This is a genomic window from Clostridium sp. CM036 (assembly GCF_055081135.1).
The window spans coordinates 2,852,101-2,877,393 of sequence record NZ_CM143652.1; the positions used below are offsets into that span (position 1 = coordinate 2,852,101).

General features: G+C 30.8%; 26 protein-coding genes. 19 read left to right on the forward strand and 7 right to left on the reverse strand.

Features of this window, described 5'->3' with window-relative positions; translation table 11 throughout:
- The first annotated feature begins 94 nt into the window (after positions 1-94).
- Entirely contained in the window at positions 95-976 is an 882-nt protein-coding gene (locus ACWJKE_RS13400) for a DegV family protein (protein ID WP_220286232.1), read from the forward strand.
- A 122-nt stretch (positions 977-1,098) separates the two neighbouring features.
- Here ACWJKE_RS13400 and ACWJKE_RS13405 read toward each other — a convergent pair whose 3' ends face one another.
- Positions 1,099-1,245: a small, acid-soluble spore protein, alpha/beta type gene (locus ACWJKE_RS13405; RefSeq protein WP_165411774.1), complete on the reverse strand. Its 147-nt coding sequence runs from the start codon at positions 1,243-1,245 to the stop codon at positions 1,099-1,101.
- Positions 1,246-1,400: 155 nt separating this feature from the next.
- Between ACWJKE_RS13405 and proC the strand changes: the two genes are divergently transcribed.
- From proC to ACWJKE_RS13440, 7 genes are all read left to right on the forward strand, one after another.
- Positions 1,401-2,210: a pyrroline-5-carboxylate reductase gene (gene proC / locus ACWJKE_RS13410; RefSeq protein ID WP_220286233.1), complete on the forward strand. Its 810-nt coding sequence runs from the start codon at positions 1,401-1,403 to the stop codon at positions 2,208-2,210.
- Between the two features lie 277 nt (positions 2,211-2,487).
- The gene (locus ACWJKE_RS13415; protein ID WP_216302119.1) at positions 2,488-2,763 is read left to right on the forward strand and encodes a hypothetical protein; all 276 of its coding nucleotides are present in this window, start codon (positions 2,488-2,490) and stop codon (positions 2,761-2,763) included.
- A 196-nt stretch (positions 2,764-2,959) separates the two neighbouring features.
- Positions 2,960-3,823, forward strand: a complete 864-nt coding sequence (locus ACWJKE_RS13420; RefSeq protein ID WP_220286234.1) for a methionyl aminopeptidase — start codon at positions 2,960-2,962, stop codon at positions 3,821-3,823.
- Positions 3,824-4,220: 397 nt separating this feature from the next.
- Complete coding sequence (locus ACWJKE_RS13425) at positions 4,221-7,151, forward strand: insulinase family protein (protein WP_220286235.1); 2,931 nt, start codon at positions 4,221-4,223, stop codon at positions 7,149-7,151.
- Positions 7,152-7,189: 38 nt separating this feature from the next.
- On the forward strand, positions 7,190-8,137 hold the full coding sequence (locus ACWJKE_RS13430) for a phosphoglycerate dehydrogenase (protein ID WP_462958879.1): 948 nt from the start codon (positions 7,190-7,192) through the stop codon (positions 8,135-8,137).
- Positions 8,138-8,183: 46 nt separating this feature from the next.
- Entirely contained in the window at positions 8,184-9,926 is a 1,743-nt protein-coding gene (locus ACWJKE_RS13435; RefSeq protein ID WP_462952640.1) for a MutS-related protein, read from the forward strand.
- A gap of 73 nt (positions 9,927-9,999) precedes the next feature.
- Positions 10,000-11,229, forward strand: a complete 1,230-nt coding sequence (locus ACWJKE_RS13440; RefSeq protein ID WP_220286238.1) for a competence/damage-inducible protein A — start codon at positions 10,000-10,002, stop codon at positions 11,227-11,229.
- Positions 11,230-11,372: 143 nt separating this feature from the next.
- Here the strand turns inward: ACWJKE_RS13440 and ACWJKE_RS13445 are convergent, their stop codons facing one another.
- The 6 genes from ACWJKE_RS13445 to ACWJKE_RS13470 all read right to left on the reverse strand — a co-directional run bounded on the left by ACWJKE_RS13445 (position 11,373) and on the right by ACWJKE_RS13470 (position 15,759).
- The gene (locus ACWJKE_RS13445) at positions 11,373-11,882 is read right to left on the reverse strand and encodes a ferritin (protein ID WP_165411766.1); all 510 of its coding nucleotides are present in this window, start codon (positions 11,880-11,882) and stop codon (positions 11,373-11,375) included.
- A gap of 372 nt (positions 11,883-12,254) precedes the next feature.
- Positions 12,255-13,448: a S8 family serine peptidase gene (locus ACWJKE_RS13450; protein WP_216302114.1), complete on the reverse strand. Its 1,194-nt coding sequence runs from the start codon at positions 13,446-13,448 to the stop codon at positions 12,255-12,257.
- A 74-nt stretch (positions 13,449-13,522) separates the two neighbouring features.
- Positions 13,523-13,915: a DMT family transporter gene (locus ACWJKE_RS13455; protein WP_220319897.1), complete on the reverse strand. Its 393-nt coding sequence runs from the start codon at positions 13,913-13,915 to the stop codon at positions 13,523-13,525.
- 143 nt (positions 13,916-14,058) lie between these two features.
- On the reverse strand, positions 14,059-14,544 hold the full coding sequence (locus tag ACWJKE_RS13460; protein ID WP_165411764.1) for a dUTP diphosphatase: 486 nt from the start codon (positions 14,542-14,544) through the stop codon (positions 14,059-14,061).
- A gap of 79 nt (positions 14,545-14,623) precedes the next feature.
- Complete coding sequence (locus ACWJKE_RS13465; protein ID WP_216302113.1) at positions 14,624-15,172, reverse strand: 2'-5' RNA ligase family protein; 549 nt, start codon at positions 15,170-15,172, stop codon at positions 14,624-14,626.
- Between the two features lie 38 nt (positions 15,173-15,210).
- Entirely contained in the window at positions 15,211-15,759 is a 549-nt protein-coding gene (locus tag ACWJKE_RS13470) for a hypothetical protein (protein WP_462958880.1), read from the reverse strand.
- A 248-nt stretch (positions 15,760-16,007) separates the two neighbouring features.
- Here ACWJKE_RS13470 and ACWJKE_RS13475 point away from each other — a divergent pair, with 248 nt between their 5' ends.
- The 11 genes from ACWJKE_RS13475 (at position 16,008) to ACWJKE_RS13525 (ending at position 25,070) form a co-directional block, all read left to right on the forward strand.
- Complete coding sequence (locus tag ACWJKE_RS13475) at positions 16,008-16,166, forward strand: DUF1540 domain-containing protein (protein ID WP_165411761.1); 159 nt, start codon at positions 16,008-16,010, stop codon at positions 16,164-16,166.
- A gap of 222 nt (positions 16,167-16,388) precedes the next feature.
- A complete protein-coding gene (locus ACWJKE_RS13480) occupies positions 16,389-17,645 on the forward strand; it encodes a UDP-N-acetylglucosamine 1-carboxyvinyltransferase (protein ID WP_165411760.1) in 1,257 nt (418 codons plus the stop codon).
- 25 nt (positions 17,646-17,670) lie between these two features.
- Positions 17,671-18,456 carry an MBL fold metallo-hydrolase gene (locus ACWJKE_RS13485; protein WP_216302111.1) on the forward strand — a complete coding sequence of 262 codons (786 nt, stop codon included), beginning with the start codon at positions 17,671-17,673 and terminating at the stop codon, positions 18,454-18,456.
- A gap of 142 nt (positions 18,457-18,598) precedes the next feature.
- Complete coding sequence (locus ACWJKE_RS13490) at positions 18,599-19,162, forward strand: GerMN domain-containing protein (RefSeq protein WP_216302110.1); 564 nt, start codon at positions 18,599-18,601, stop codon at positions 19,160-19,162.
- Between the two features lie 125 nt (positions 19,163-19,287).
- On the forward strand, positions 19,288-19,785 hold the full coding sequence (locus ACWJKE_RS13495; protein WP_216302109.1) for an SEC-C metal-binding domain-containing protein: 498 nt from the start codon (positions 19,288-19,290) through the stop codon (positions 19,783-19,785).
- Between the two features lie 248 nt (positions 19,786-20,033).
- The gene (locus ACWJKE_RS13500; RefSeq protein ID WP_462952643.1) at positions 20,034-20,648 is read left to right on the forward strand and encodes a TetR/AcrR family transcriptional regulator; all 615 of its coding nucleotides are present in this window, start codon (positions 20,034-20,036) and stop codon (positions 20,646-20,648) included.
- A 41-nt stretch (positions 20,649-20,689) separates the two neighbouring features.
- Positions 20,690-21,574: an ABC transporter ATP-binding protein gene (locus tag ACWJKE_RS13505; RefSeq protein WP_216302107.1), complete on the forward strand. Its 885-nt coding sequence runs from the start codon at positions 20,690-20,692 to the stop codon at positions 21,572-21,574.
- 5 nt (positions 21,575-21,579) lie between these two features.
- On the forward strand, positions 21,580-22,377 hold the full coding sequence (locus ACWJKE_RS13510; protein ID WP_462953418.1) for an ABC transporter permease subunit: 798 nt from the start codon (positions 21,580-21,582) through the stop codon (positions 22,375-22,377).
- 50 nt (positions 22,378-22,427) lie between these two features.
- Entirely contained in the window at positions 22,428-23,225 is a 798-nt protein-coding gene (locus ACWJKE_RS13515) for an ABC transporter permease subunit (protein WP_462954834.1), read from the forward strand.
- A gap of 211 nt (positions 23,226-23,436) precedes the next feature.
- A complete protein-coding gene (gene rlmH, locus ACWJKE_RS13520; protein ID WP_220319886.1) occupies positions 23,437-23,916 on the forward strand; it encodes a 23S rRNA (pseudouridine(1915)-N(3))-methyltransferase RlmH in 480 nt (159 codons plus the stop codon).
- Positions 23,917-24,203: 287 nt separating this feature from the next.
- Positions 24,204-25,070: a phage holin family protein gene (locus ACWJKE_RS13525; RefSeq protein ID WP_216302096.1), complete on the forward strand. Its 867-nt coding sequence runs from the start codon at positions 24,204-24,206 to the stop codon at positions 25,068-25,070.
- Positions 25,071-25,293: the final 223 nt, after the last annotated feature.

Below are 25,293 nucleotides of genomic sequence, written 5' to 3' on the forward strand. Positions count from 1 at the left end.
CTTTTCTTTTTTTTTGTATTGAAGTGTTTATATAAATCATACATAATAGAAGGTGAGAATAATATTTAAGATAATGGCAAAGGGGAATTAAGTTATGAGTAGAACACACAGTGGGACGATTTTAGTGATAGATTCAGGATGCGATCTATCTTTAGATTATATTAAACAAGAAAACATAGTACCGATAGGAATAATATGTAATTTTAAAGGTCAAGCAATAGAGGATGATTTTGGGAAAAATATTATTCGTAAGGACTTTTATGATGCTTTAAGGCAGGGAGAGATGCCTACTACATCACAAATAAATAGTCAAAGATATGTAGAGGTTTTTAGAAAGTATGTGAAGGAAGAAAAATCTATAATATATATTGCTTTGTCTTCTGCATTAACAGGAACTATAAACAGTGCAAATATAGCAATAGAGACTATACTTGAAGAGTTCCCAGAGGCGGATATAAGTATAGTTGATAGTAAATGCGCAAGCCTTGGACAAGGACTGTTAGTGCATTATGCTTATGAAATGTTAAAGAAAGGAAATTCAAAAGGAGAGATAGTTACCTGGCTTGAGGAAAATAAACTTAAGATTAACCACTGGTTTACAGTTAATGATTTAAACCATTTAAAAAGAGGTGGAAGAATTTCAAGTTCCGCTGCAGCTGTTGGCACCTTGTTAAATATAAAACCAGTTTTGTTTGTGGATAATGAAGGAAGACTTACTCCTTTTTCTAAGTGTAGAGGTAGAAAAAAGGCAATAAATACCTTAGTTGAAAAATTTAAGGAAAGAACAGACCCAAATAAAGAGCAAGTTATTGCTATAAGTCATGGAGATTGTATTGAAGATGCATTAGCTTTAGAGGCTTTGGTTAGAGAAAATGGAAATGTTAAAGATGTTATTTTAAATTATGTGGGTACAGCAATAGGGTCCCATACAGGACCAGAAATATTAGGATTATATTTTATGGGTGATGAAAGATAATGGTTAAGGCGTATTATGATAAATGGAATTGCAATTTATATAATATCATAAATTAAAAATTAATTTATGAAGTAAAAGAAAGACAGGGTAAGATATCTTTCTTTTACTAATATAGAGAAGAACTATTCTGTTTCATTTCCTAATTTCTTAGATTCTTTAGAAACACCTATTTCGTTGGCAGTTTCCATTCTCATTTTATCTAATTCTTTTTTCGTTTTTGGATTAGCCTTTTTATTATCTTTACTATTTTTATTGTTTTTATGTGACATTTCAAGATCCTCCTTATATTACTTAGAGCACAAATAACTATTAATTGCTTTGCTCCTTTATAATAAATATTTCAATATTAGTATAACCAAGTTCATGAAATGTATGTGATATAATTAGTATTATTAAAAAAAATTATATAGGAGGAAATAATTATATGAATAAAAAGATAGGATTTATAGGCTGTGGTAATATGGCAAAGGCTATGATAAGTGGAATAGTAAAATCAAATTTAGTTTCTAGCCAACAAGTGATAGCAAGTAATCCATCAGATAAGAGTTTAAATAAGGTAAAAGAACAATATAATATTCTAGTAACTAATGACAACAAGGAAGTTGCTGAATTTTCTGATATATTAATTTTAGCTGTAAAACCCTATAAATACTCTGAGGTTATCGATGAAATAAAACCATATTTAAAGCCGACGGTAGTTATAGTAACTATAGCTGCAGGGGTAACTTTAGAATATATGAGTAATACACTCGGAGGCGCTGCAAAGGTTATAAGAACTATGCCAAATACTCCAGCGTTTGTTGGCGCGGGTATGAGTGCACTTTGTTCTAATAAAAATATAACTAAAGAAGAATTGCAAGACGTAGTAAATATTTTTGAAAGTTTTGGTAAGATAGAGATATTAGAGGAAAAGCTTATTGATGTAGTTCCGGCGGTAAGTGGCTCATCTCCTGCTTATGTTTATATGTTTATTGAAGCTTTAGGTGATGGGGCGGTACTTCAAGGAATGCCAAGAGAAAAGGCTTATAAAATGGCAGCGCAAGCAGTGCTAGGGGCAGCTAAAATGGTACTTGAAACAGGAGAACACCCAGGAAAACTTAAAGACGATGTATGCTCACCAGGTGGAACTACTATAGCGGCCGTATACACCTTAGAAAAGAATAATTTTAGAGGATCAGTAATTTCAGCTATGGAGAGTTGTACAGAAAAGGCAATTAAAATGGGTGAAAAATAAGATTTTCAAAAAATAGAGGCAATTACATATGAATCTCAATAGAATGAAACTGTTTGGTGACTAGGTACAGGATTAGGGTATAAAATATGCTCTAATCCTGTACCTTTTTTATTGTGCAACAAAGAATTACCCCGGAAAATATTTGTAATAAAATTACATGAAAAACATATACATTTATTAAGGGTTTGAGCAATTTGCATCCCTAAAGCACCACTTTAGCAGATAGTTTAACGACATTTCAGCTCGGCAGGAGATGATTTAACTGGAGGGAAAGCAAATGGAAACAGAGGGTTTATTGGTTAAGATTAATTATTCGCAAGAGGGTAATGAGAGTTTAGCAATAACGTATACTACTAATATAAATAAGGATAATCATTCTTCTAAGTATTTAATTTGTGGAGGAAGGTATAATAGAAATGGTGGAACTATAATGTTTAAGGCTAAAAATATAGAAGAAGCTTCAGAAATAGCTAATAATAATCTAGTGGCCAAAGCAGGAGTTAATAAATATGAGTATTTTAAACTATCAACATCTGAAATAGGGTTAACATAAATGCGCATTAATACCACTATGTATTTTGAATTTTCAATGAATACATTGACACAATCACAAAAAGTTTTTGCGAAACGGTTGAATACTTGGGATTATGAACTATAATTAAAGATGAAATCATCAATATAGAATATACTTACAACTAAACTGTGGTTGTAATTGACGGTTTGAATAATTTCAATTGGGAGGAAATATAATGAATAAACTATCGCGAAATGATATTTGTTGGTGTGGCAGTGGTAAGAAATATAAAAAATGTCACATGGATCAGGATATATTTATAGGGAATATAGAGGAAAAAGTAGGTTATAAAATACCTAGAGATATAATGAAAACAGAGGAACAAATAGAGGGTATAAGGAAAAGTTGCAAGTTAACTCATGATATACTCGATATTGTTGGGGAGAGAATAAAAGTTGGAGTAACCACAAATGAAATTAATACTTGGGTACATGAATATACTGTGCAGCATAATGCATATCCAGCACCACTCGGCTATGGGGACTTTCCTAAGAGTGTATGTACATCTATAAATGATGTAATATGTCATGGTATACCCGATGATACAGTTCTAAAAGATGGTGATATAATTAATGTAGATGTGTCTTGCATATTAGATGGATATTATGGTGATGCTAGTAGAATGTATACAATTGGAGAAATGTCTAAGGAAGCGTTAGATTTGGTGCGTGTATCGAAAGAGTGTTTAGAAAGGGGTATAGAGCAGGTAAAACCCTTCAATACCCTTGGAGATATAGGGTGTGCTATTCAAGAGCATGCAGAAGGTTTTGGATATTCGGTAGTATACGATTATGGTGGTCATGGCGTTGGATTGGAGTTTCATGAAGAACCATTTGTACCTCATATAGGCAAAAAAGGAGAGGGGTCAATATTACTACCTAATATGATTTTTACTATTGAGCCTATGATTAATATGGGTAGTCCTGAAACAGATGTACTTGAAGATGATTGGACAGCGGTTACAGTAGATGGTTCATTGTCATCTCAGTGGGAACATACAATACTTGTTACTAAAACAGGATATGAGATACTAACATAAGACTACATTATATGTAAAAATACCCCCAGAAATGGAGGTATTTTTATATATAATGTTTTATAAGTGACTATTCTATTTTTATTTATGTACCAATGGTATTGTAAATGTCGTTAAATTTTATAAATAGGATTAATTAAGCTTATGAACATAAATGGAGAAAGCGAAGATAAAATAGCATTATATGATTTTGTTGTTTAGGTGTAGTATAGACAAAATAAAAATGAGGAAAGATAAATCTATAATTTATGTTGATGGTAGCGCGGAATAAAATGTTGTATAATGAATATAATAGGTAAATATTGATATTGACAGGTGTAATTTACATGGGGCAAGGTTTTAGGATATGAAACACTTAATAAGTATTTAAACTTTTAAAAAAAGTACGAGGAGGACAGAAATGAAGTTTACGATTGGCGGTATATATCACGGATTTAAGTTAATTGAAGAGAAAAATATAGGAGAGCTAAATTCTGTTACAAGGTTGTTTGAACACATTAAAAGTGGGGCTAGACTGTTGCATTTAGAAAATGATGATGATAACAAGGTGTTTTCTATAGGATTTAGAACACCACCGAAAAGTAGTAATGGGCTTCCACATATACTGGAACATTCAGTGCTTTGTGGCTCTAGAAAGTTTCCAACAAAGGAGCCTTTTGTTGAATTAATAAAGGGATCTTTAAATACATTTTTAAATGCTATGACTTTTTCTGACAAAACGATATATCCTCTAGCTAGTAAAAATGATAAAGATTTTTTTAATCTTATGGATGTGTATTTAGATGCAGTTTTCTATCCGAATATATACTCACAACCTGAAATATTAATGCAAGAGGGCTGGCATTATGAATTAGAAAACAAGGAAGATAAACTAACTTATAAAGGTGTAGTTTATAATGAAATGAAAGGTGCATTTTCATCTCCAGAAGGGTGCCTCATGCGCAAGGTTCAAGAGTCCTTATTTCCGGACACATCATATGGCGTAGAATCTGGTGGAGATCCAGAATGTATACCAGAATTATCGCAGAAAGAATTCATAGAGTTTCATAAAAAATATTATCATCCATCAAATAGTTATATATTCCTATATGGAGATGGAGATATTGATAAACAGTTACAATTTATTAGTGAAGAGTATTTAAATAATTTTGATAAAATTACAGTAGAGTCATCTATTAGCTTACAGAAACCATTTAGCAAAATGGAAGAAGTTAAGATGGATTATCCTATTTCATGTGATGACGATGAGAATGGCAAAACATTCTTAAGTATGAACTTTGTATCAGGTGATAATATTAGCCATCCAGAAATGCATTTAGCCTTTGAAATTTTAGAGTATTTATTACTAGAAAGCGCTGCAGCACCTTTGAAGAAAGCACTTATAGACGCCGAGATAGGTAAAGATGTATTTGGAGGTTTTGATAATAGCATATTACAACCGGTGTTTAGTATAGTAGTAAAAAACTCTAATGAAAGTGAAAAAGAAAGATTTAAGGAAGTTGTATTTACAACTTTAAAGGATTTAGTTAAAGAAGGAATAGATAAAAAATTAATAGAAGCTTGTATAAATAGTACTGAATTTAAATTAAGGGAAGCTGACTTAGGTGGTTTTCCAAAGGGATTATATTACTATATAACTAGTATGGACAGCTGGCTTTATGATAAAGATCCAACTATGCATTTAGAGTATGAAAGTTATTTGATCAAAATAAAAGCTGCATTAACTACTAATTATTTTGAAAAACTTATAGAAAAGTACCTAATAAATAATACCCATAGTTCTATGGTTATATTGAATGGTAAAAAGGGCCTAGCAGAACAAAAGTCCAAGGCAGTAGAAGAAAAACTAGCTAAGTATAAGGAAAGTCTTTCAGAAAAACAAATAGAGGAAATAGTTAAGCAGGGGAAAGCTCTTAAAGAAAGACAAATGACGCCAGATGCTGTGGAAGTGCTAGAAACTATTCCTTTACTTGAACTAACGGATATTGAGAAACAAGTAGAACATTTACCTTTAAAAGAAAAGGATGAGCAAGGAGTAAAAGTATTATCTCATAATATATTCACTAATAAAATTGCCTATATAAATGTATTATTTGATTCTAAAAAAGTAGATATAAAGTTACTACCTTATGTAACATTATTATCAACTATTTTAGGAAGGGTAAGTACGCAGAATACTAGTTATTCTGATTTATCTAATGAGGTTAATATTCATACAGGCGGAATTCATTTTACCACAGAGGTATTTGGCGAAAGTGGAAATTTTGAAAAATATAGCCCCAAGTTAGTAGTAAAGACTAAAGCTTTAACTGAAAAGCTTCCTAAATTATTTGATATTATGGCAGATATAATTAGCAATACTAAATTTGATGAAAAGAAACGTTTGAAGGAGCTAATTCAACAATTAAAATCAAGGCATGAAATGAAGATTCTTGATAGAGGACATATGGTATCAGCTGGAAGACTTACATCTTACTTCTCGCCAGCTTCAGCTTATATAGAAAAAACTACAGGAATAGCTTTTTATAAATTTATTGATGAGATTGAAAGAGATTTTGATAACAAAGCAGAAGAGATCATTGAAAACTTAAACAAGGTATCAAAGCTTATATTTAACAAAAATAATCTTATAATAAGTGTTACAGGAGAAGAAGACATATATACTGCATTTACTACAGAGCTACCTAAGATTATAAGCGTCTTAGGAGAAGAAAAATTGCCAGATGCATTGTATAATTTTGATCTAAATAAAAATAATGAAGGATTATTAACCTCATCAGATGTTCAGTATGTAGCTAAAGGATATAACTTCATTAAGAAGGGATATTCATATTCAGGTAAAATGCTAGTACTTAAAACTATAGCAAGTCTCGATTACCTATGGAATAGAGTGCGTGTGCAAGGTGGCGCCTATGGTGGTTTTGCAAATATAGCTAGAAGTGGGAATATAGTCTTTGTATCTTATCGTGATCCTAATGTCCAAGAGACTTTAAAAGCTTACGATGGAATATGCGATTATATAGGAAGCTTTGAAGCCTCAGAAAGAGAAATGACAAAATACATTATTGGAACAATCAGTGAGCTTGACTCACCATTAACACCTTCTATGAAAGGTGAGCGGGCGACAGCATATTATATAAGAGGTATTACTGAGGAGCAAAGACAAAAGGAGAGAGAAGAAGTATTAAGTACAAATCCTGCGGACATTAAGTCTTTTAAAGCACTATTAAATGATGTTATAAAGGAAAACTACTTTTGTGTACTGGGAAATGAAACTAAACTTAAAGATAATAAAGAAATATTTACTAATTTGGTAAATGTATTTAAATAAGGTGCCTTATGGCACCTTTTTTTCGAAGGAGGATTTGCATGGCTATTAAAGCACTCTTTACATATAATTATGGCGAAGAAAAAATGAAAGGTATAGAAGATTTTGGGTATGATATAAAGGTAGCTAAAGAGCAAGATTTAATTTATAGTGAAAAGCTTGAGGACATAGAGGTTTTAATTTGTTATGATCCATTTAAAACACTCGCCATAGAGAAAATGAAAAAGCTAAAATGGATTCAATTATCTAGCATAGGTATTGACCAATTGCCAACAGAGTATGTTAAAAACACTTCTATTATAATTACGAATAATAAAGGTGGCTATAGTATACCAATGGGGGAATGGATTGTATTAAAAATTCTAGAGCTCTTTAAGAATAGTAAGGGGCTATATGAAAATCAAGCTAATAAAAAATGGAAAACGGATACAAGTATTCGGGAGATATATGGTAAAACTATAGGATTTATAGGGACAGGCACAATAGCTGCGGAGGCAGCTAAACGACTTCAAGGGTTCGGCGTAAACTTAATAGGTGTAAATACAGATGGTAGAGATGTTGAATATTTTAATACATGCTATGCTATGAGTAAATTAGACCAAATGATTAAGTTATGTGATGTGATTGTGTGTACAGTGCCATATACCAAAGCTACCCATCATTTAATTAATGAAGATAGATTTATTGCAATGAAAAATGGAGTTTTTTTCATAAATGTAGCTAGAGGGAGTATTGTGGATGAAGCTTCTTTAATTAAAAATTTGAAAAATGGTAAACTAGCAGGAGCCGCAATAGACGTATATGAAGAAGAACCTTTAAAAGTGGATAATCCATTATGGAATCTAAATAATGTTATATTAACTTCTCATAATTCCTGGATTTCAGAGATGAGAAACCAGCGAAGATTTAACCTTATATATAAGAATATGAAAAAATATGTACAAGGGGAAGAACTAGTAAATGTAGTAGATTTAAAAAGAGGGTATTAGATTATTTATAAAAAGGAGTTAGTGATTTTTAAGGGGGATAAGGTAAGTGGACAAGGATAAAAAATTTAGCAACTTATTTATAACAAGCATGGTTATGGCTGCAATCATAACTTACATAACAATTATTTTAGGGAAAAATGCAAAAGAGATATATTTGTGGGGAATTATTATCTCTTTAGTTTTAGTGATGCTAGGTCTAGTAGCAAGAAGCAAAGCAATATTTTATAAGAAATTAAAACAGGTTAGAGAAAACTATGGTGTGGAAAATAAGCGAGAGAGGAAATTTGAAGATATTAAATTATTATTTGATGTATTAAAGTATAAAAACCCGCAGGAAATATATGTTGATGATCAAACTTACTTAGATTTAAATATGAACCAGGTTTTTGAAAAGGTAGACAGAACATTGTCATCTCCAGGGGAACAGTACTTATACCATATTTTAAGAAATCCAATTTTAAAAGAAGAAAAACTAATTAATAGAAATAAGACTATTAGTTTTTTTCAAAAAAATAAGGAAACAAGAGAAAAAATACAAGTTAGTTTATTAAAGCTGGGAAGACAGCGTAATAATACTGTAACATCGTTTTTATGGAATGAGATCTTATATAAAACTTCAATGAAGCCATTGCTATATCTTTTAACATTACTAGCTTATGGTTCTTTAGTTTCAATAGCTTTTATTGGAATATCTAAAGCCTTTTATTTTTTATTTATAATGTTTTTAGCTAATGGGTTTATTAATGTTAAGATTAAAAAACAGGTTGGGGCAGAAATTGAAGCTATGGGATATTTAGGAAAGATAATTACGTTAGCTGAAGTTATGGGAAGAGTAGAGGATGAAGAGATAAAGGAATATACCTTAAAGCTTAAAGAAAAAGCAAAGGGTTGCAAGGTGATAATGAAAAAAGCTACCTCCATTGGAATAGGAAGAATAGAAGGTGCAGATGTTATTTTTGAATACTTTAATATGTTTTTTTTAAAAGAAGCTAGAGGCTTTTATAGAATAATAGATGAGGTTAAAGCATATATTGGAGAAATAAGAGGAATTTATTTAATTTTAGGAGAAATTGATGCATTAATATCTGTAGCGTCCTATAGGGATGGGCTTTTAGAATATACGGAGCCTAAATTAACAAAAGGACTTAAAGAGATAAAAGGTGAGAATATAAAACATCCATTAATAGAAGCTGCTGTAGGTAATTCTTTAACTATAGAAAAGGGTGTTATTATAACGGGTTCAAACATGTCAGGTAAATCTACTTTTTTAAGGGCTGTGGGCTTAAATGCACTATTTGCACAAACTATTTTTACCTGCCTTGCTACAAGCTATGAAGGTGGATATTTCAATATAGTATCTTCGATGACTGTAAGTGATAATATAACTGGTGGGAAAAGTTATTATTTAAGTGAGGCAGAGGCAATATTTAGAATAATTAATGTTTGCAATGAGGAAGTAACAAACCTATGTCTTATTGATGAAATTTTTAGGGGAACTAACCCTATTGAGAGGGTTAATGCTTCTGCTGAAATTTTAGCTTATTTGTCTATTCACAATTCTTTGGTTGCAGTAGCTACACATGATCTTGAAATAACTAAAATGGTAGGAGACTTATATGAATGCTATTATTTTACTGAGAGTGTAGGGGAGCATGGATTAGAGTTTGATTATAAAATAAGAAAAGGGGTATCTTCTACCAGAAATGCAATAAAAGTACTTGAATTTATGGGATATCCAGAAGAAATTATTCATAGAACCAATGAAAGAATTATAAAGAGTAAAATTTAAGCGAAATTACTCTTTAATGTAAATATGTAAATACCACTTGCTACGTAAGTGGCATCTAAGGGAGGAAGTTATTATGAAAGCAGAAATATTATCAGTAGGTACGGAAATATTACTCGGCGATATTGTTAATACAAATGCACAATATATTGCTAAGAGACTTGCAGATTTAGGTATATCAGTTTATCATCAGTGCGTAGTTGGAGATAATCCAGAAAGACTTTTAGAATCATATAGATTAGCATTTAGTAGAGCTGATTTAGTTATAACTAGTGGGGGACTTGGACCTACAAAGGATGATTTAACCAAGGAAGTAGCTTTTGAATATTTTGGCAAGCGTAGCGTTGTTCATGAAGCTTCTTTAAAAATTATTGAGGATTATTTTAAAGATATGAACAGACCAATGACGAAAAGCAATAAGAAACAAGCGTATTTTCCAGTAGATGCGGTAGTGATTCCTAATAATAATGGCACAGCGCCAGGATGTATAATAGAAAAAAATGGAAAGATAATTGCGCTTTTACCTGGTCCACCTTGGGAAATGAAACCTATGTTTGAGGAGGCTGTTATTCCTTATCTTAAAAAGTTTGCCCAAGGTGTATTAGTTTCAAAGGTGCTCAGAGTTATTGGAGTGGGAGAGAGCAGTGCGGAAGAAATGATAGAAGATATATTGAATAATCAAACTAATCCAACTGTGGCACCTTATGCTAAAGCAGGGGAAATGACATTTAGAATTACAGCGAAGGCTAATACACAGGAAGAAGGCACAAGACTGATTGCGCCTATGGAAGATGAAATACGTAGAAGACTAGGAAATAACATTTATGGCGAAGGGAATACAACCTTAGAAAATGTACTTGGAGAAATGCTTATAAATAAGAAGTTAACTATATCCACAGCAGAATCTTGCACAGGAGGAATGGTAGCTGCAAAGCTTATAAATTACCCAGGGATATCTTCTGCGTTTATAGAGGGGGCAATTACATATAGCAATGAGGCTAAAATTAATAGATTAGGAGTTGCGAGAGAAACATTAGATAAGTATGGTGCAGTAAGTAGTGAAGTAGCAGCAGAAATGGCGCAAGGTATAGCAAAAACTGCAGGCACTAGTATTGGCCTTTCAACTACGGGAATTGCGGGCCCAGATGGTGGAAGTGCAGAAAAACCAGTGGGACTTGTATATGTTGGGTTATATATTAATGGTGAAGTTAAAACTAAGATGCTTAAATTATCTGGTAACAGGCAGAAAATACGTGAGAGTGCAACTATGGAGTTACTTGATTTAGTTAGGAGAGAGCTATTGTAGTTAACTTGCACTTATAAAAAGTCATTAAATAAAAAAATTTATAGTATTGTATAATGGAACTAATAAAGGCGCATATCAATATTGATATGTGCCTTTAAAAATCTATTTAAAACATATATGTTACTTTTATGAATTTATCTATTTTATTTAGTAACAGGTGGTACAAAAACCCTAGTTGCGAGTTCGTTATCCAGCATATAAATACTTGTAGGATCAGCGTTGATTCTCGCAAGCCTTTTTATAAGGCCATTAAAATTAGATTCTTCCTCAACTTGCTCATCAATAAACCACTTAAGTAAGCTTATAGTAGCATGTTCTTTTTCTTCAGTAGCAATGTCAGTAAGATTATAAATATTACTAGTTACAACTTTTTCATGAGCATATGCTATGTTAAAAACATCAAGAAGTGTTTCATAATCGTTTTGAGGTTCACTCATTCCTTCTAAAGTTAAGCGTCCGTTCATTTCATTTATATAATTATAAAATTTCATAGCATGGAATTTTTCTTCTTCAGCTTGTACTTTAAAGAAATTAGAAAAACCATCAAAATCTTCTGCTGCGCAATAAGCTGACATAGCTAAATAAAGGTGTGCAGAATAAAATTCAAAGTTCATTTGCTTGTTTAGTTCATTGAACAATCTTTCGCTTATCATAATAATCCTCCTCATATTCCTCTGGTCTAAAACAATGATTATGACCTTGGAAATGTAAATTTACAATAGTATAATATTATTGTTTGACGTTGATAATTGTTTTTACTTAATTATAAATATTAAACGATATCTATATTATACACCAAATGTGTTTTTATTAAACAATAATTATACAGCGAATGTATAGTTATTGTGCTAACATGCCATATATATTAGGAATTAGGCTTTAAAATATAATTACATTAAACATTTCAGAAGGAAGATCTCCCACTTTTATAAGCGGGAGTTACATACCCTAACAAATAGAAAACTTCAGTGGGAGTATAAATCTCCTTCTGAAGTCGTTAATGTTTCAGCTCCGCAGGTGATGTTTTAAGGTAATAATTTTTCTAAGTTTACAATTCCAGAACCTTGCATATATTTTGGGGAATTTATTAGGCTTGAAGATGTCTTTAATAAAGCCAATGTATCCTTATAACATAAATTTATATTGTTCTCATACAGCAGTGCACATAATCCACTTATAAAAGCCGCAGAGCATGAAGTTCCAGTGTAGGTCGTATACAGATTAGTGATGCGAGTAGGATAAAGCTTCACACCATTTTTTTCAGAGATAAATTGTGCATCAGAAATCAAAGAGCAAATATTAACACAGGCAGCTATCAAATTTGGCTTATCAAGCTTTTGGAAAGGACCACAGGAAGAATATTCATATATTTTTGGGCTTCCTATGCTATCATACCCACCTACCGTTATACAATTTTTAAGAGTAGCTATGCCCCGCACAGAACTTTTAACATTTTTATTGCTACCACTAGGAACGATTACTACTATGCCCTTTGAGATTGCAAGGTCGAAAAGCTTTGAGAATAAAGAAAGGACAAATTCATTAGTTTCAAAAGTTTCAAAAGGAAGGCAAATGATTTTAAGGTTAAAGTCATTATCTTCGCTCAATAGGGTTTCTAATGAAAACAAAATATCAGATACAAAACCCTTTCCTAGTTTATTAAAGGCTTTAATCATGTATATATGGCTATTTTTGGCGACACCTTTATACATACCCTTAGATCCATAACCACTACCACAAATTAATCCGCTCATAAAGGTGCCGTGACCATTATCATCATAAGGATAGTTTAAATTATTAACAACGTCTACAAACTTTCTGATTTTATTACAAGGATTTAATAAGTCAGGATGGGGATACACACCGCTATCAATTATTCCAACGCCAATGCCCTTTCCAGTAAGGCTATAGTCATTTTGAAAGGATACGCCATTAGACGCGAGTATACTATTACCACATAAATGTGCATAAGAATCAAAAGTTATATATGCTACTTGGGGATATTCTAGTAATCTATATATAGCACTGGAAGTTAAAATAGCACAAATACAATTTATTGAGGGGATATGGCGCAGAATATCACATTTTAAAGATTTAATTTTATTAACGGTCTTAGTCTCAAGGGATTTGCAATGTATTATTACCCTATAGTTTTCATATAGGTTACTAAGTAAAGCGCACCTTAAGTTGGGACCTAACTTATTTTTGAAGGAAAACATGTATGCCTCCTAAATGTATTGTTACATTATTATAGTATATGCAAATTTTTTGAAAATGTTAATAAAAAAGATTATTAACATTTCCATTTAAAAATTATTATACCTACAATCATTATGCCAATACCTATAAACTTAGATAAAGCAAATTTAATTTGCTGAGCTCCGAACATTCCAAATCTATCAATTACACCGGCGGCTAGTAGTTGAGCAACTAATATAATTGCAATGGAGCAGGTCGGTCCCATTATTGATATTCCCTGCATAACAGAAAATATAATTATAGCCCCTAAGAATCCTCCTAGTAAATATAATTTATTTACTTCTTTTATAGCTTTGATATTACCATTGCCAACTATAAGGAGTATTATTAAGGTCACGATGAATCCAGTTCCTTGAACGAATACGTTAGTTTCCCAAAGCCCAACTTTTTCACTTACCCTTGTATTAAAAACACCTTGAAGACTCATACAGATGCCTGCGACTATAGAAAATATTAATCCCAATTACAATCACACTCCTCTAGAGTAGTTTACCCAGAATGTGTTATAATATTAAAAAAATATAGTGAAAACCTTTCAGAAGAAAGGTTTTCACTATATTTGAATATGAATTAGTATCCATTATCCTGTCTTTCATGATTAATTTTATTTTTATAGAAATATGCATTTTCAATATCTTCTTCTGAAAATCCTAGATTTTGACCTAAACTCAAAAAGTTTTGAAAAATATTTAAATAGTTATCAAGAGAAGAACAAATTATAAAATCTGAAATATTTGTATACACAGTTAAAAACTGCTGAGATAATTCAGAGGTAATACATTTAGTATTCAAAGTAATATCTTGAAAGTTTTTTTCTATTCCGAGGCTTAAAATAAAGTGTATACAATCAACATATTCTTCAAGAATTACATCGTTACTTGAAGGTTTCTTTGTACTCCAAAATTTAAAACAACGAGTTTCATTCGCGAGTTCGCCTAGTTCCACTTGAAGGGAAAGTATTTTTTTTTGTAATAAGGGTACTCCTTCAAGGTTATGTTGCACTTGAATTCTATGGTCTAAAGTATTTTGCATCTGGAATAATTTTTGTAAATTCATATTTGAAACCGCCTTTTTACTGAATTATGTATATTCATTTTAATCGATATTAAGGTGCAAGAAAATCGAATGATATATTTTATAGAATATATTTCTTAGTCACCATTTCATCATTGTTATTTATAGGTTTCCAAAGTTCGACAGTATCCACTGTGATAGTTCTTGAGAAATTTTCATCCTTGGCTGAAGCACAAGCTGCTAAATATTCACTATTAGACCATTCTCTATCAGCAAAAGTTGTGTTAGCTAGTGAGATATGCAAATTCCAAGTTTCAATATCATCTCTAACCTTAAAGCCATGTAAATTTAAAATTGAATTTATATCTTTAGATAATTGATATATAGTGCCTTCATTACCAATATTTAAATTTACAGACTTATAGGGAGGGTCAAAACATATCACACCATTCAATTCAACTTCAAATTTAGTATAATTCTTAAGAATGTTTTTTAAAGCAGTATCCAAATCGTAAAGATTGGGATTAGTTATTATTTCTAGAGTTACATGAAGCATAGGTAAATTAGCATCAGACTTGTATAGGTTATACTTTTCACAGATTGCCTTTTGCATAGATTCTATATATTTATAAGAAACTTTATCAAATAAGCCAACCAAGTAGTAAATCATTGTCATCCCCCTCAAACCTAAAATATAACTTTATGTTTTTAGTATTCCCTTAGCGCATAACTTTTAACTAGCATTTCCTTTTTAGTACTAACCTGTTTCCACAATTCAAGTTTAGAAACCTTTACAAACTGCAAGAAATCATCCTTATCTAAAGCGTCATTAATAGAAATTGTACTTCCGTTATATGACTTTTTAATGATGTGATTGGCATTAGCTAATAGAATATTTAAATCAATATTATAATCATCACTTTTAACGTTAAAACTATGTAAATCTAAAGTGTCTGTAATATTTCTTGCTAATCGAGAAATATATCCTTTATCTTCAACATCAAGATTAACTTGACTTAAATTTTCGTTTAAACTAATACTATTATTTATGCCCACTTTAAATTTTTTATAAGGAGATAGAATTTTAGAAACAACAACATCTAATTTTTCTAAATCAGGATTAATTATTGAAACTATAGGTATAAAAAGATTAGGAGAACTCTTATATAGTTTATATTTTCTACAGATATTTCTTTGAATATTTTGAACTGTAGAATTAGATAAATCATCAAATAACGCAACTAAAAAATATTTCATATGTTTCCTCCAAGCAAAATTAATAACCAATGTTGGTTAACATTATTTTGAGTAAATTATAAGTGTATTATAACATAATTTTTAGGTTTTGTATTTCCTGTGTAAATTTATGTATGAAGATTTGTTTGTAACTTATTAAGGGGAAAAAATGAAGATGTTATAATTCAAATATTTTTGTATTGTTAGCATAATTATTTTTGATTATGCTAACAATAGTTTTATAATTAATAAAGGGAGGTGCTTTTCTTATGAAACATAATGACAGTATAGGTTGTACCGTAAATGAATGTGAATACCATTGTAAAGATGATAATTACTGCACTTTAAACAAAATTGAAGTTGTAAAACATGAAAGTGTTGCTAAAACACCAGAATGTACAGACTGCGGAAGTTTTAAAACAATATAATAAAGTTAAACAATGTAAAGATCACTCGTGGAAGCACGGGTGATTTTTTACGTTATTTTTTTTGCAAAGTATAAATATTGTAAGAAATTCTGTGTTTAATAAAATAATATCGTCTAACATTTAAAAAAAATGTTAAAATATAATGTTATTATGGTATAATTCAATTGTATGTATAAAAATGAAAGTAATTAATATATAATGCATAGTGAGGATGATACAAATATGGATAAATTGGTAATTAACGGAGGCCGACGTATTTTTGGTCAGGTAGAAATAAGTGGTGCAAAAAATGCAGCAGTAGCAATTTTACCAGTAGCTATAATAGCAAGTAAGGGTAAATGTATCATTGAAAATATTCCTAATATAGAAGATGTAAATTGTATAGAAAGAATATTGGAAAATTTAGGCTGTGAAATTAAAAGAGAAAAAAATTCAGTTTCTATAGATAGTACAAATATAACTAGCATTGATGCTAACACAGAAGATGTAAGAAGAATGAGAGCTTCCTATTATTTGATTGGTGCGCTTTTAGCTAGGTTTAAAAAGGCTAGGGTAGAGCTTCCGGGGGGGTGCCCTATAGGTGTAAGACCTATAGATCAACATATAAAAGGGTTTGAAGCACTTGGAGCAACAGTAGTTATTGAGAATGGTGCTGTAAACATTCAGGCAGATAAACTAATTGGAACTAGTATTTATTTTGATGTTGTTAGTGTAGGTGCAACAATAAATGTAATGGCCGCTTCAACGCTTGCAGAAGGTACAACTATTTTAGAAAATTCTGCAAAAGAACCACATGTTGTTGACGTAGCTAACTTTTTAAACTCTATGGGAGCTAATATTAAAGGGGCAGGTACGGATGTTATAAGAATTATAGGTGTAAAAGAATTAACAGGATGCAACTATAGTGTAATTCCAGATCAAATTGAGGCAGGTACTTTTATGATAGCAGCTGCTGCTTGTGGTGGGGAAGTAACTATAAATAATGTTATTCCAAAACATCTTGAATCAATTTCAGCAAAGCTTATGGAAATGGGAGCAGATGTACATGAAGGTGGAGATAGTGTTACTGTTAAATCTGAAGGAAGACTGAAGGCTGTAAATATTAAGACTTTGCCTTATCCTGGATTTCCAACGGATGTCCAACAACCAATGAACACATTGTTATCTGTTTCAGAGGGTAGAAGCATAATAAATGAAAGCATTTGGGAAGCTAGATTTAAGCATGTGGACGAGCTTAAAAAAATGGGCGCTAATATAAAGGTTGAAGGAAGTGTCGCTACGGTAGATGGCGTAGATAAACTTATAGGGAAAGTAGTTATTGCATCAGATTTAAGAGCGGGAGCAGCTTTGGTTATAGCGGGGCTTATAGCAGAAGGTACTACAGAAATTTTAGGCATAGAGCATATTGATAGAGGATATCCAAATATTGAAGAAAAATTTAGAAGCATAGGGGCGGATATAAAAAGAGTTACTATGTAACAATTTGAAATTAAAGGAGACAATTATGATATTCTGTCCATTATATAGTGGAAGTAGCGGAAATAGCATATTTGTAGCGTCAGAAAATACAAAAATTTTAGTTGACGCTGGTATGCCAGGTAAAAGCATTGAAAGCGCACTTAAAGAAATAAACCAAGATCCTAATGATATTGATGGCATTTTTATTACTCATGAACATTCTGACCACATAAAGGGTGCAGGAATTATTTCTAGAAGATATAATATACCGATATATGCCAATGAGAATACTTGGGAAGCTATGAAAATCAAGATAGGTAAGATAAAAGAAAATAATATAAAAATCATCAATAATAATTCTGTGGATATAAAAGACATGCATATAATAAATTATAATATATCACATGATGCGGCAGCGCCTATAGGATATGCTTTATATAGTGGTAATAAGAAGGCATGCATAGCTACAGATTTAGGATATTTCTCTGATGAAGTAAAGAATATGATAAAAGATGCAGATGTAATTCTACTCGAGAGTAATCATGATGTGGAAATGGTGAAATTTGGTCCATATCCGTATCCGTTGAAAAGAAGAATATTAAGTAATATGGGACATCTATCCAATGATGCATGTGGGAAAGCTATAGTAGAAATAATGAATGATAAGCAAAAACATATTTTTTTGGGACATTTGAGTAAAACTAATAATTATCCTGATTTAGCCTATCAAACAGTGGTCAATATACTCAAAGAAAATCATATTGAAATAGGTAGGGATATTTCTTTGAATTTAGCTAGAAGAGATATGCCAAGTGATGTAATCAACTTTTAACAACATTTCAGAAGGAAAGTCACTTACGTCTATAAGCAGGTGTTACATAATATAACGAATATAAACTTTAGTGAGTGCCATAAATCTCCTTTTGAAGTCGTTAATTAGGCCACTTTAGTGGATTATTAAAGGGAGGTCAAATATGAAAAAAGCAATCAAAATATTATTATGTTCATTGCTAGTTGGCTCAACAATGTCATTTTATGGGTGCGAAAAAAAAGATGAGAAAAGTGTCACAAATAAAGAAAAGCTTCAAAATCTAAACCTGCCCCTAGAAAAAGATGGATTCATCCAATTGGGTGTTTATTTTGATGGCACTAAAGAGGGTTCTGATGTAGGAGTAGTTAAAGATGAGAGACTTATTAATAAAGAAGAACTTATCGGGGAAACTATTATGCAAGAACTTGTAAAAGGGCCTACTGTAAAAAGTGAGCTAAAACCAATACTTCCTAAAGAGACTAGGATATTAAGTTTTTCTATTAAAGATAATATTGCTTATGTTAATTTAAGTAAAGAAGCTAAAATAGATATGACAGAAACAAAAGAAAAAAGCTGTCTAAAAGGGATATCGGCGTCATTAACTCAATTGTCATCTGTAAAGAAAGTAAAGATAACAGTGGAAAATAGGAATATTGATACTATAGGTGGAAATTTTGATATATCAAAGCCTTTTAGTAAAGAGGACCTAATTCCAATTAAAAAATAATAGGTTAGTTGTAAGAAATTCTGAAAGTATATTCGATTTAACAATTTTATGTTGAATGCTAGCGAAATATTTATTAAAATAATGTAATATAACAAAATATAGTATGATTCGGAGGAGAATAGAGAATGAGTTTATATAAAGAGTGGACAGATATGGTAGTTGATTATGTTAAACGTAAAGGAGAACCTGCATTTTGGCATGATTATGGGGAAATAGAAAAACGTGTCTATACAAAATTATTATCAAACCATAAAGATGAAGTTAAGGGTACAATGGACGAGCTTGCAAAATACTTTGATGTATCTAACATATATTTTATGGGATTTGCTGATGGGATAAACGATAGTCTTTTAGACCCTATAAAACTAGAAGAAACTGAAAGTGATACAAAAGTAGATTTCAAAATAGATTTTGAAAAACTTTATTTCAATATGCTAGACGCAAAAGCAGATTATTTATATGAACTTCCACAATGGGAAGGGATTTTTTCAAAAGAAAAAAGAAGAGAAATTCAAATAGCTTATAGAGATTCCAAAATGGTGGTCAATAACGACAAAATCGGAAGAAATGACACTTGCCCCTGCGGGAGTGGGAAAAAATACAAAAAATGCTGTGGGAAATAATATAGTATAATTATGTAAAACAATATATGAATTGTAGTAAATAAAACTTTGCACTTTTGTGGTAAGTTTTATTTATTTTTTTTGCATTTTTTTATAATTTAATCAATTAGATGCTATTCTAATAAAAGGATAAATATATTAATTAACGAAGATATTGTTGGTAAAATAACAATATATTTCCTGTGGGGGTTGTTTTTTTCAGTCATCGGGGTAATATTATGACTATACTAATCAGAAAGGAGTTTTTTATGTATCAGATCTTTTATAAATTGGATGAAGAAAAACAAAATAGAATTATTAATGCAGGGACGAATATATTTTCTATAAAGGACTATAAACATGCATCAACAGACGATATTGCAGCGGAGGCTAAAATTTCCAAAGGTTCATTATTTCAATATTTTAAGAACAAAAAGTCATTATTTATTTTTTTATATGAATATGCTATGAAGATTTTGGAGAAAAAAGTGTACGAAAAGTTTAATTTTGATGAGAAAGATTATTTTAAAATGCTTACGCAAAGTCTGAATTTTACAATGGTTCTTTTAGAAAAATATCCTTATATGTATAAATTTGTGATTAAAGCGAGTTGCGAAAAAATGCCAGAGATTGCTGACTCAATGAAAGAAATCAATGATAAAATCGAAGAAAAAATGTATAAGCAAATGTTTGAAAAAATCGATTTAAATAAGTTCAAAGATGGCACGGATATTGAAAAGCTAAATAAAATGATTGGATGGTGTTCAGAAGGAATCTGGAACGAAGGTGTTAAAAATCATTCAAGTATGAGCGAAATGTATGAACAGGCACTTGATATTTATGATTTTTATAAAAATGCAGTATACAAGGAGGAATATCTATAATAAACAATATAATTGTATCAAGATTACAGGGGGGATTATTAATGAATGCTATTGAAATCAAAAATTTGACTAAAAGTTATGGTAAAGCAAGAGGTATTACAAATGTAAGTTTTAATGTTGAACAAGGAGAAATCTTTGGTTTTATTGGACCTAACGGTGCAGGTAAATCAACAACGATAAGAACGTTATTATCTCTGATTTATCCTACTAGTGGTAGTGCTACAATTTTCGGTAAAGACTGTATAGAATTTGGTCCTGAGATAAGGAAGGAAATAGGATATTTACCGTCAGAAATTTTTTATTATGATAATATGAAAGTTATTGATTTACTAAAGTATTCTGCTAGTTTTTACAAGAAAGATTGTAGCAAAAGAATTACAGAACTAGCTGAGATAATGGATCTTGACCTCAATAAGAAAATTGATGATTTATCTTTTGGGAATAAAAAGAAAGTGGGTATTGTTCAAGGCCTGCTACACTCACCTAAACTTATTATACTTGATGAGCCCACTAGTGGACTTGACCCGCTTATGCAACAAAAATTCTTTGAGCTTCTTGAGGAGGAGAACAAAAAAGGTGCAACAATTTTACTTTCTTCTCATATTTTAAGTGAGGTCCAGAGGCTATGTAATCGTGTTGCAATTATTAAAGAGGGGAAAATAATAAAGGTTGATAAGATTAGTACATTACAAGAAAGTAACCATAAAAAAATTAAAATTGAGGTAAAATCAAAAATAGATGATAATTATTTTAAAATCAGTGGAGTCGCCAATTTAGATATAAAGGATAATGTAGTAAGCTTTTTGTTTAGTGGTAATATTAATTTTATTATGAAAAAGATTTCGGAAATAGAAATAAGTAATCTTTGGATTGAAGAGCCAGACCTCGAAGAGATCTTTATGCATTACTATGAAAAGGAGGACTAAAAGCTATGAATATGTTTCTTCATGAATTAAAGACTTATAGGAAATCCACTATTATATGGACTTGTTCTTTAATAACACTTGTTATTCTTTTCTTATCAATGTTCCCCGCTTTTTCAAAGGAAGCTGAGGCATTTAAAGAAATAATGAAAGGATTTCCAGAGCCAGTAAGAAAAGCAATGGGATTCTCTGTAGATAGTATGTCTTCTATTTTAGGGTTTTACTCCTATATGTTTTTATATACAACACTTTGTGGTGCCATTCAAGCTATGAATCTAGGAACCTCCATTGTATCAAAGGAAGTTGGCGCAAAAACAGCAGATTTTCTTTTAACTAGGCCTGTTACTCGCAGGGCGATTATGACATCAAAGCTAATGGCTGCATTAACCTGTCTTGTAATTACTAATATAATCTACTTGTTAGCTTCTAGCATTATGGTGTCCATTGTTTCAAAAAAAGACTATAGTTACAAGCTATTTTTTATGATTTCTATTACATTGTTTTTCGTTCAGATTATGTTTCTTGCTTTGGGGATTATAATTTCAGTTGTGATGCCAAAGATTAAATCGGTGCTACCTATTTCCCTTGGTACTGTATTTACATTTTTCATTATTGGTATGTTTGCAGCTACATCGGGAGATGCTGCCATGCGTTACGTTACTCCTTTTAAGTATTTTGACGCAAATTACATCATCAAAAATTCAAGTTATGAGGTTTCATTTATTATAATAGGAATAGGATTTATTGCTTTTGCAATTACTGCCAGCTATTTTATATATTCTAAAAAAGATGTTCATGCTGCTTAGATATGTTAACACTTAATATTTATTAATGAATGATACGAGGGGGTTAGTTTATGAATGTATTTATTGTAGAGATGAGGGCCCATAGAAAAGGGCTTATTATATGGGCTTTTGGTATTTTATTTATGGTTATTGCTGGTATGGGCAAATATGTTGCATTATCAGCCTCAGGTCAGTCAATGAATGATTTATTTGATCAAATGCCAAAATCTATGCAAACAATCTTTGGTATAGGTAGTTTTGATTTGTCAAAGGCTAGTGGTTATTATGGAATGCTCTTTTTATATTTAGCGCTTATGGCAACTATTCATGCTGCTATGCTTGGGGCTGATATAATTTCAAAAGAAGAGAGAGATAAAACAGCAGAGTTTCTACTTTCAAAACCTATTTCAAGAAATAAAATCATAACATCAAAACTATTGGCAGCCTTTGTGAATGTTTTAATATTTAATATTATTACTTTGGTTTCTTCGATCATTGTGGTAGGGAAATACAGTAAAGGGGAAGCAGTAACCACAGAGATAGTAATCTTAATGAGCGGAATGTTTGTTTTGCAGCTTATATTTATGTTTATTGGCACGGCCATAGCTGCAATAAGCGAAAATCCAAAGACTGCAACATCAATATCTACAGCAGTTCTTTTAATAACGTATATATTATCTATGGCAATAGACTTAAGCGGTAAATTTAAAAATCTTAAATACTTTACACCATTCAAATATTATGAAGCTAAGAATTTGATTAATGGTGGTGGTTTTCAATTGAGTTTTGTAGTTTTATCAATTATAATTATTTCAGCAACCATAAGCATCACATATGTGTTTTATAAGAAAAGAGACTTGAGCATATAGAATGCCATTCGAATTTTAGTTATAACATGGGGGTTTATCCATGTTATTTGTTTTTAACGACATTCCAGCTCCGCAGGAGATGATTTAATGAGAATAAGAAGATGGATAGCTGCGCAGGTAATGATTTGGTTTGTAATTTTGAAATATGTCATGCAATCTTATATTATATTTATGAAAAATGTAATATAAGTGAAATAAAGGAGAGCTAAAAATGAATATAACTATAATTTGTGTAGGAAAAATAAAAGAAAAGTATTTAAAAAGTGCTATAGATGAATATACAAAAAGATTATCTAGATATTGTAAACTTAATATAATTGAATTAAGTGATGAAAAAACTCCTGATAATGCCTCTGAAAAGGAAGAGGTTATAATAAAGGACAAAGAAGGAGAGGCAATAGTTAGAAGCATAAAGGATAATGTGTTTGTAATTGCTCTAGAGCTAAATGGAAAGACGTTATCCTCAGTGGAGTTGTCCAATTATATAAGGGATTTAGGTATAAGAGGTGACAGTAATATAGCTTTTGTTATTGGAGGTTCATTGGGACTATCTAAGGCTGTTTTAGAAAGAGCTAATTATAAATTATGCTTTTCAAAGATGACTTTTCCACATCAATTATTTAGAGTAATGCTATTGGAACAGGTTTATAGAGGGTTTAGAATAATAAGTGGGGAACCGTACCATAAGTAACAGAGAATTTATTTGTGGAAGTTCACCTTGCTTAATACGAGCTTATCGAACTTGCTAGATGTATTCTTAAAGTTATCCACAACCATAGTATGAAACCTCCACTTTATCAACATTTTATTCATATTAGTATACAGTCATTTGTCATCTCCAACTAATATTATTTAGAATATGGATAAATATATCTATGCCAGTACTCTTAAATGCTGCATATATTATATGGAACAAATAATTTGTTTTAATTATTTGTACCATGTTTATAGTTGTCTAGTATTAATGGAGATGAGAAAATGGACAAGAACAACATTTTTTTAAAAATATATGGAATATCTGGAATATTGGGCATCCTTTCTAAAATATTCACAAGCATACAAACTTCATATACTATACTTTTGGTGCTTATTAGCTTAGATACTATTACAGGAATATATACTGCTATAAAATATAAAAGGTTTTCAAGTGTGGGACTACGTAAATTCACTAAAAAAGTTAGCACTTATACACTTTCCATAATTACAGTTAAATTGTTAGAGAATATTATAGTTCCAATAGTAAATACAAGCATGTTATCTCAAACTGTTATAGCTTTTCTAGCAATTACAGAGAGTATAAGTATTTTAGAAAATCTAACATTAGTCGGAGTGCCTATACCTTCTAATTTTTTACCTTTATTGATTAAGACCTTAAAGATACCAGGATTAAATAATTTGTTGGAAGATTCGAAACACAACAAGGAAGAATCCTCTGCTATTGATGATATTGATGATATAGTAAATTATCAAATTCCTACTTTTGAGGATAAATATATGAGGATGTTTTTAGAAATTAAATATGATGTATGGAAGTCTATTATTAATCAAATCATGCTTATAAATGAAACTATTCAGGATAATCCAGATATTTTGTTTTGTAAGATACTATCATTAGTAGAGTTAGGCATTAACGATACGAATAAGAGATGGGTAGAAGAGAAAATTCCAATTAAATATATTGAAAAAATATCGCAAGAACATCAGTCTAAAATAGATAAGTGCATAGAGAAGCTAAAAATCATTTGTTACTCTGAGAAAACTACAGGGGAGAAAAAAGATCAGATTATTGATTGTATTCTAATAGCTTTATATCAAACAATAATTGATGCACGTAAAATGATATAATAATAAATCCTAGCTTCATTTGAATTCTAGGATTTATTATTAGTATAATTACTACTATAAATAGAATAGAAGGGAGGGATTATTATAGATGAGTCACAATTATTAAAAGGCATTTTAGAAGGTAGCGTATTAAGCATTATTTTTCAGGGTGAAACTTGCGATAAAAATATTATGAGGATTTTAAAAAAGTGTATTAAAGGACTAAAAAATGAAAATTAGTGAG